The sequence below is a fragment of the Embleya sp. NPDC059213 genome (assembly GCF_042754445.1).
Lineage (GTDB): Bacteria > Actinomycetota > Actinomycetes > Streptomycetales > Streptomycetaceae > Embleya.
This window is the reverse complement of sequence record NZ_JBHZAV010000320.1, coordinates 1-6304: the sequence shown is the minus strand read 5'-3', so window position 1 is coordinate 6304 and position 6304 is coordinate 1. Positions and strand designations below refer to the sequence as shown.

Genomic DNA, 6304 nt, shown 5'->3' with positions numbered 1-6304 from the left:
GCGGGCGGGGCCCCCACGACGGGGTTTTTGCATGCGTGGGCAGGGTGCGGCCGGTGCCCTGTGGCGGGCGTACGGGTGAACCTCCGTCGGTCCGGAGCGTCCGGCGGCGGCGATGCTTGACATGATTCGGCTAACGGTGTTAGCTACGTGATCGTAGGGATCGACGGCATCAGCACATGGGGGAGAGATCATGACTACGGAGTTTCTGGAGATCGACGGCGGCCGACTCGCCTACGACGTGAGTGGGCAGGGACGATTGATCGTGCTCTCGCACGGCATGGGCGACAACAGATCGTCCTATCGCGGCGTCGCCGAGCGACTCGTGGCGGCGGGGTATCGGGTCGCCTGTGCGGACCTGCGCGGCCACGGCGAATCCACCGTCGGATGGTCCTCGTACACCCGCACCGACACCGCCGAGGACCTGCTCGCCCTGATTCGGCACCTGGGCGGTCCGGCCGTGCTCGTCGGCCACTCCTTCTCGGGCGGCTCGGCCACCATCGCCGCCGCCCGCGCACCGGAGCTGGTCGACGCGATCGTGGAGATCAGCCCGTTCACCCGGGCCCAGAAGGTCGACGCCAAGGCGATGTTGTCGAACGCCCGCTACCGCAAGGGCATGCTCCTGCTGATGGGCACCGGCCTGCTGCGCAGCGTCGGCGTCTGGAAGCGCTACCTCGCGCACGCCTACCCGGGGACCAAGCCCGCCGGCTTCGCCGCACACGTCGCCGCCCTGGACACCGAGCTGAGCCGACCGGGCCGGATGGCCGTGGTCGCCAAGATGGGCATGTCCGCCCCCACCGACGCCGGCGCCGTCCTCGGCGACATCCGCTGCCCCGCGCTGGTGATCGAGGGCACCCTCGACCCGGACTGGCCCGACGCCGCCGCCGAAGGCACCGCCATCGTCACGACGATGCCTCCGGGCCTGGGCCACCTGGAAACCATCGAGGGCGCCGGCCACTACGCCCACGCCCACTTCCCGGACCGGGTGGCCGCCACCATCCAGACCTTCCTGACCGACAACACCCGCCCCTGACCCCACCGTCCGCACGACTCGGGACGACGCCGGGACGGTCAGTGGCGGCGCAGGCGCGTGATCGCCTCGGCCTTGGGGGTGTAGGCGTGGGGGAGGTGGAGGCCGGTGGTGAGGGCGGCCAGGACCTCCTCCTCGGCTCGGTGGTAGGTGAGCGCGTCGGCGAGCAGTGTGGTCGCGTCGGCGGCCGGCAGGGCGACCGCGCCGCCGTCGTCCAGCAGGATCGGGTCGCCGTCTGCCACCGGGGTGCCGGCGATCTCGATCGGGCCGCCGATCTCGGCGACCCGGACGGCGCCCCCCGGACCCGCCGTGGCCTCGGCCAGCGCCCACAACCGCAGGCCCAGCCGGGCCACCGCCGACACGTCCCGGACACTGCCCTCGACCAGCGCGCCGACCGCCCCCCGGCCCAGCGCGGCGGCGGTCAGGATCTCGCCCCACACCGCACCGGGCGCCGCGTCCGCCCCCGCGATCACCACGACCCGGTCGGTCAGGTCCTCCGCGAGCAGCGCGTGCAGCGGCTTGAGGCCGGGCGCGCTCCGGCCGGCCACGATCCGGACCGTCCGGGCCACCCCCAGCACCGCCCCCTCGCCCCGACGAAACGGTCGGAGCGGCGGGGTCAACCAGCCGGTGCGGCCCCGGAGTTGCAGCAGATCGGCGAGTGCGGCGGTGGCGGGCAGCGACGACGGGGCGAGGTCGGTCACGGAGCGGTCCTCTCGGTCAGCAGGAACTTGCGGATCTTGCCGACGGAGGTGCGCGGCAACTCGTCCACCCGCTCGAAGCGCACCGGCCGCTTGGATTTGGCGAGCCGATCCGCGCACCAGTCGGCGAGGTCGTCGAGCGCGGTCGGGCCGGCCTCGGGCACGGCCACCACGAACGCGACCGGTACTTCGTCGCGCACGTCGTCCGGCGTGCCCACCACCGCGGCCTCCAACACCGCCGGATGCTCGGCCAGTACCGCCTCGATCTCCACCACCGAGACGTTCTCGCCGGCGACCTTGAGCACGTCGCCGCGCCGCCCGGCGAAGTGGAAGTGGCCGCCCGGGTCCACCCGGGCGCGGTCGCCGGTGACGAACCAGCCGTCCCGATAGGCGGCGGCGGTCGCGGCCGGGTCGTCGAGGTAGCCCGCGAACAGGCTCACCCCGGGTTCGCCGCCGACCACGATCTCGCCGTCCGCGGTCGGCTCGCCGGTCGCCGGATCGTGCACGGCCACGACACAGCCGGGCGTCGGCCGGCCCATCGATCCCGGTACCGGCGTGCCGGCGGGATTGCTCAGGACGGCCGGGATGGTCTCGGTCATGCCGTACAACTGGCGGGGCCGACAACCGCCGAGCAGGGCCGCGAAGCGCTCGTACTGGTCGTCGGTGACGTTCTGCGCGTACCAGCAGTGCCGCACCCGCAGCCCCGACGGCGCGTCCCGACTGCGGGTGCGGGCCAGGATCATCCGGATCGGCGCGGCGAACAGGCTTGCGTGGGTGACCTCGTGCCGGGCGGCCTGTGCCACGAACCGGCTCGCGGAGAACGCGGGCAGCAGCACGACGCTCGCGCCGACGGTGATCGCGGCGGCGAACGAGTAGTACTGCGCGTTCGCATGGAACATCGGCAACACCACGAACTGCCGGTCTTCGAGGGTGAGTTCGGCGGCGGCAGCCATCACGGCGCCGGCGAAGGCGTAGTTGGCCTGGGTGACCATTACGCACTTCGGCTCGGCCGTGGTGCCGGACGTGAACATCAACCCGGCCAGGTCGGCGGGACCGGGTGGCTCGGCACCGGCGGTCGTGGGTCGACCGAGCAGGATCGCCAGATCGGTGTCGTCCTCCGCGATCTCGACCACGGTGGTGCCGGTCTCGTGCGCCGCGGCTCGGTAGTCGGCGGCCCGTTCGGGCGCGCAGAAGCCGATTCGCGCACGGGTCCGGCGCAGGTGCGCGGCCAGCTCGGGGGTTCGCGCGGAGGGATCGGAGCACACCATCGCCGCGCCGAGGCGGGCCGCCGCGAGCCACAGCGCGACGTACGCCGGGCAGTTGCGCAGCGCGATGCCGACCCGGTCGCCGGCGCCGATGCCGCGCGCGAGCAGCCCGCCGGCCACGCGGGCGACCAGGTCGTCGAACTCGGCGTAGGTCCAGCGGGTCACGCTCCCGTCGGGCGCCTCCCAGATCAGGAACGGCGCGTACGGGTGGGCGGCGACCGTGTCGGACCAGCGCGCCGCGAAGGTGGGCGGTACGGACGTCATGTCGACCTCCAGGTACATCAACGAGGGAGCGGACGGAAACGCACAACGAGCCGAACACGACCAACGGTCCCGGGACAACCGACAACGGACCGCTTCCCACGCGGTCGAGCGCACGCGGGACGGCGCCCCCGGGGCCGATGGCTTCCCGCGCGGGTCGATCGACAACCAAGCAGCCCCGCGGTCCCACAACCGAGCAGAGTCCCGCGCCCGGGTTGCCGGGCCGCCGGGCCCATCGGCGTCAGTGCCCTCGTGCGCGGCCCTCGACACCCGGTGGCCCCGGGATTCGCCCGGTCCACCGGCGCGAGCGCCCTCGTGCGCGGTCCTCGGCGCCGGTGGACCCGAGAGCCGGCGGACCCGGCGGTCCACACGCGACCGCGGCCCCGCGAGCCGTTGGGTCCGCCGACCCGCGGGACCCGGTGGCCCCCCGCGATTCGGCGGACCCGCCGAACGCACCCACCGACCACCCGCCACCCGTCGTCAGGTCACCCGTGTGCCGCGACGGCCTCTTGCGGCGGTGTTCCGTAGCCGCCGCCGCCCGGGAGTTCCAGGCGGACCACGTCGCCCGGTTGGAGGGTGATTCGGGCCTGGGTGCGGACCGGTTCGCCGTTGACCAGGAAGCGTCCGGTGGCGCCCTCGCCGCCGCCGAAGATGCCGCGTGGGCCGCGCGCGAGTCGGCTGGCCACCGCGTTGAGGACCCATGGCGAGGGCGAGTCGACGGTGAACTCGATGGTCTGGCCCATCCCGCCCTCCTGCGCCCCCGCGCCACCCGAGCCGCGCCGAAGTTCCTTGCGCAGGAAGCGGATCGGCGCGGACGCCTCGACCACCTCCAGCGGCACGGCGGAAACGCCGGTCGGATAGGACGTGGTGGACAGACCCGGCTTGCTCGCCCGTGCGCCGACGCCGCCCGCGTAGGTGAACATCGCGGTGATGAACGGCTTGCCCTCCGCGTCGTGCCCGCTCACCTGCATGGTCCACACCGCCGCCGAGCCCTCGGCCATCACCGCCTCCGGCAGCGCCTGCGACATCGCGTTCAGCAGCGGCATCGGCAGGAACATGCCGACCACGTGCCGCGCCGTGCACGGCGACGGGGACACCGCGTTGACGATGCTGCCCAGCGGCGCCTCGACCCGGATCGGCGCGAGCGAACCCGCGTTGTTGGGCACGTCCGGATTGAGCAGGCTGCGCAGCGTGAACGTGGTGTACGCGTGCGTGTAGTTCTTGACCACGTTGATCCCGAACGGGCTCGCCCCGGACGAACCGGCGTAGTCCACCAGGATCTCGCCCGCCTCGGGGTCGATGGTCACCGCGACCTTGATGGTGATCTCCGAGCCGTCCGCGAGGTCGAGGATCGACGCCGACTCGTAGGTGCCGCCCGGCAGTTCCCGGATGGCCCGACGGGTGGCCTCCTCGGAGCGGCGGATCACCTCGTCGCCCAGGTCCTCGATGTCGTCCAGCGCGTACGCGTCCAACAGTGTCTTCAGCCGGGCCGCGCCCACCTCGCCGGAGGCCATCTGGGCGTGCAGGTCACCGGCCATGTGGGTGGGTTGCCGGACGTTGGCCAGCACGAAGTCCCAGACCGGCTCGTTGCGTTCGCCGCCGACCATGAGCTTGCTGATCGGGATCCACAGACCCTCCTCGAACACGTCCCGGGCGCCCGCGCCGATGCCGTAGCCGCCGACGTCGGTGTGATGGATGGTGGATCCGAAGAACGCGATCACCCGCCCGCCGCGCCAGACCGGCACCAGGACGGTCACGTCCAGGAGTTGGCCCGCGGTCTGGTACGGGTCGTTGGTGACCAGCACGTCGCCGGGGGCCAACGAGTCGACCGGATGCCGGTCCAGGATGTTGCGACACGCGATGGCCAGCGAGTTGATGTGGCCCGGAGTGCCGGTGACGGCCTGGGCGACCATCCGACCGCGCCGGTCGAACAGCGCGTTCGCCAGGTCGCCCGCCTCGCGCACGATCGGGCTGAACGCGGCCCGCTGGAGGGCCTTGGCCTGCTCGTTGACGGTGGCGACGAGAGAGCCCCACAGGACTTCCAACTCGATCGCGTCGAAGGTGCGGGTCACGCGGATCCCTCCTCGGTGCCGGCGGGGGTGGCGACGGCGGTGGTGGCGGTGGCGATGATCGAGCCGTCCGGGGCGACTTCGCAGGACCAGCCGTCCGGGATGACCGACGTGGTCTCGCGCTCCTCGACCAGGGCCGGCCCCACGAAGCGGTGTCCGGCGCCGAGCTCGGCCCGGCGGTACACCGGCACCTCGACGGCGGGGGCGCCGAGCCGGAAGCGGGCCGCGCGATGACGGTCGGGCGTCGGGCTCCCGGTGCCGACCGGCACCGTGGGCACCTCGAAGCCGGGTGCGTCCGACCACGCGGCGACTCGCCAGGTGACCACCTCGACGCCGACGTCGGGGATGCGCAGGCCGTAGATCTTCTGGTACTCGGTGTGGAACTGCTCGATGGTGTCGGCGAGCGAGGTGGGCCACGCGTCGCCCTCGCCGACCCACAGCGTGATCTCGTTGCCCTGACCCTCGTAACGGGCGTCCAGGCCGTACCGGAAGCTCACCTCGTCCGCCTGCGCGCCGGCGGCGGCGAGCACCCGGCGCGCCTCCTGCCGCATGTCCGCGAGCAGCGTGTCCCGGTCGGCGGACACACTCTCGTCGAGCGTGCGCACCATGCTCCGGGCCAGGTCGATGCGCACCGGGCTGACCAGCGTGCCGAACGCGGACAACACGCTCGCGTTGACCGGGAAGATCACCCGGGGCGCCTCCAACAGCGTGGCCACCCCGCACGCGTGCACCGGTCCGGCGCCGCCGAAGGCGATCAGCGCGACGCCGCGCAGGTCGATGCCGCGCTCGACGGCGTGCATCCGGGCGGACGCGGCCATGTTCTGGTTGATCACCTCGTACACGCCCACCGCGACGTGGTCCGCGTCGGAGCCGGCGCCCAGCCGTTCGGCCAGCGGGGCGAACGCGGCCCGGGCGGCGGGCAGATCGAGCGGCATCTCGCCGCCGAGGAAGTACTGCGGGTCGAGCAGGCCGAGCACCAGGTCC

Annotated in this window: 5 protein-coding genes; 1 reads left to right on the top strand and 4 read right to left on the bottom strand. The window is 73.1% G+C overall.

All coding sequences use genetic code 11. The annotated features are described in order from the left end of the window. Nucleotides 1-190 precede the first annotated feature (190 nt). Nucleotides 191-1030 carry an alpha/beta hydrolase gene (locus ACFXMF_RS46130; RefSeq protein WP_360319837.1) on the top strand — a complete coding sequence of 280 codons (840 nt, stop codon included), beginning with the start codon at nt 191-193 and terminating at the stop codon, nt 1028-1030. 38 nt (nt 1031-1068) lie between these two features. Here ACFXMF_RS46130 and ACFXMF_RS46125 read toward each other — a convergent pair whose 3' ends face one another. From ACFXMF_RS46125 to ACFXMF_RS46110, 4 genes are all read right to left on the bottom strand, one after another. Continuing rightward, on the bottom strand, nt 1069-1728 hold the full coding sequence (locus tag ACFXMF_RS46125; protein WP_379992729.1) for an RraA family protein: 660 nt from the start codon (nt 1726-1728) through the stop codon (nt 1069-1071). Continuing rightward, on the bottom strand, nt 1725-3254 hold the full coding sequence (locus tag ACFXMF_RS46120) for a class I adenylate-forming enzyme family protein (RefSeq protein WP_379992730.1): 1530 nt from the start codon (nt 3252-3254) through the stop codon (nt 1725-1727). Before ACFXMF_RS46120 ends, ACFXMF_RS46125 begins: the two co-directional genes overlap by 4 nt. A gap of 482 nt (nt 3255-3736) precedes the next feature. Then, on the bottom strand, nt 3737-5323 hold the full coding sequence (locus ACFXMF_RS46115) for a hydantoinase B/oxoprolinase family protein (RefSeq protein WP_360319831.1): 1587 nt from the start codon (nt 5321-5323) through the stop codon (nt 3737-3739). Then, a partial coding sequence (locus ACFXMF_RS46110; protein WP_380021253.1) for a hydantoinase/oxoprolinase family protein occupies nt 5320-6304 on the bottom strand: 985 nt, incomplete at its 5' end. The genes ACFXMF_RS46115 and ACFXMF_RS46110, both read right to left, overlap by 4 nt.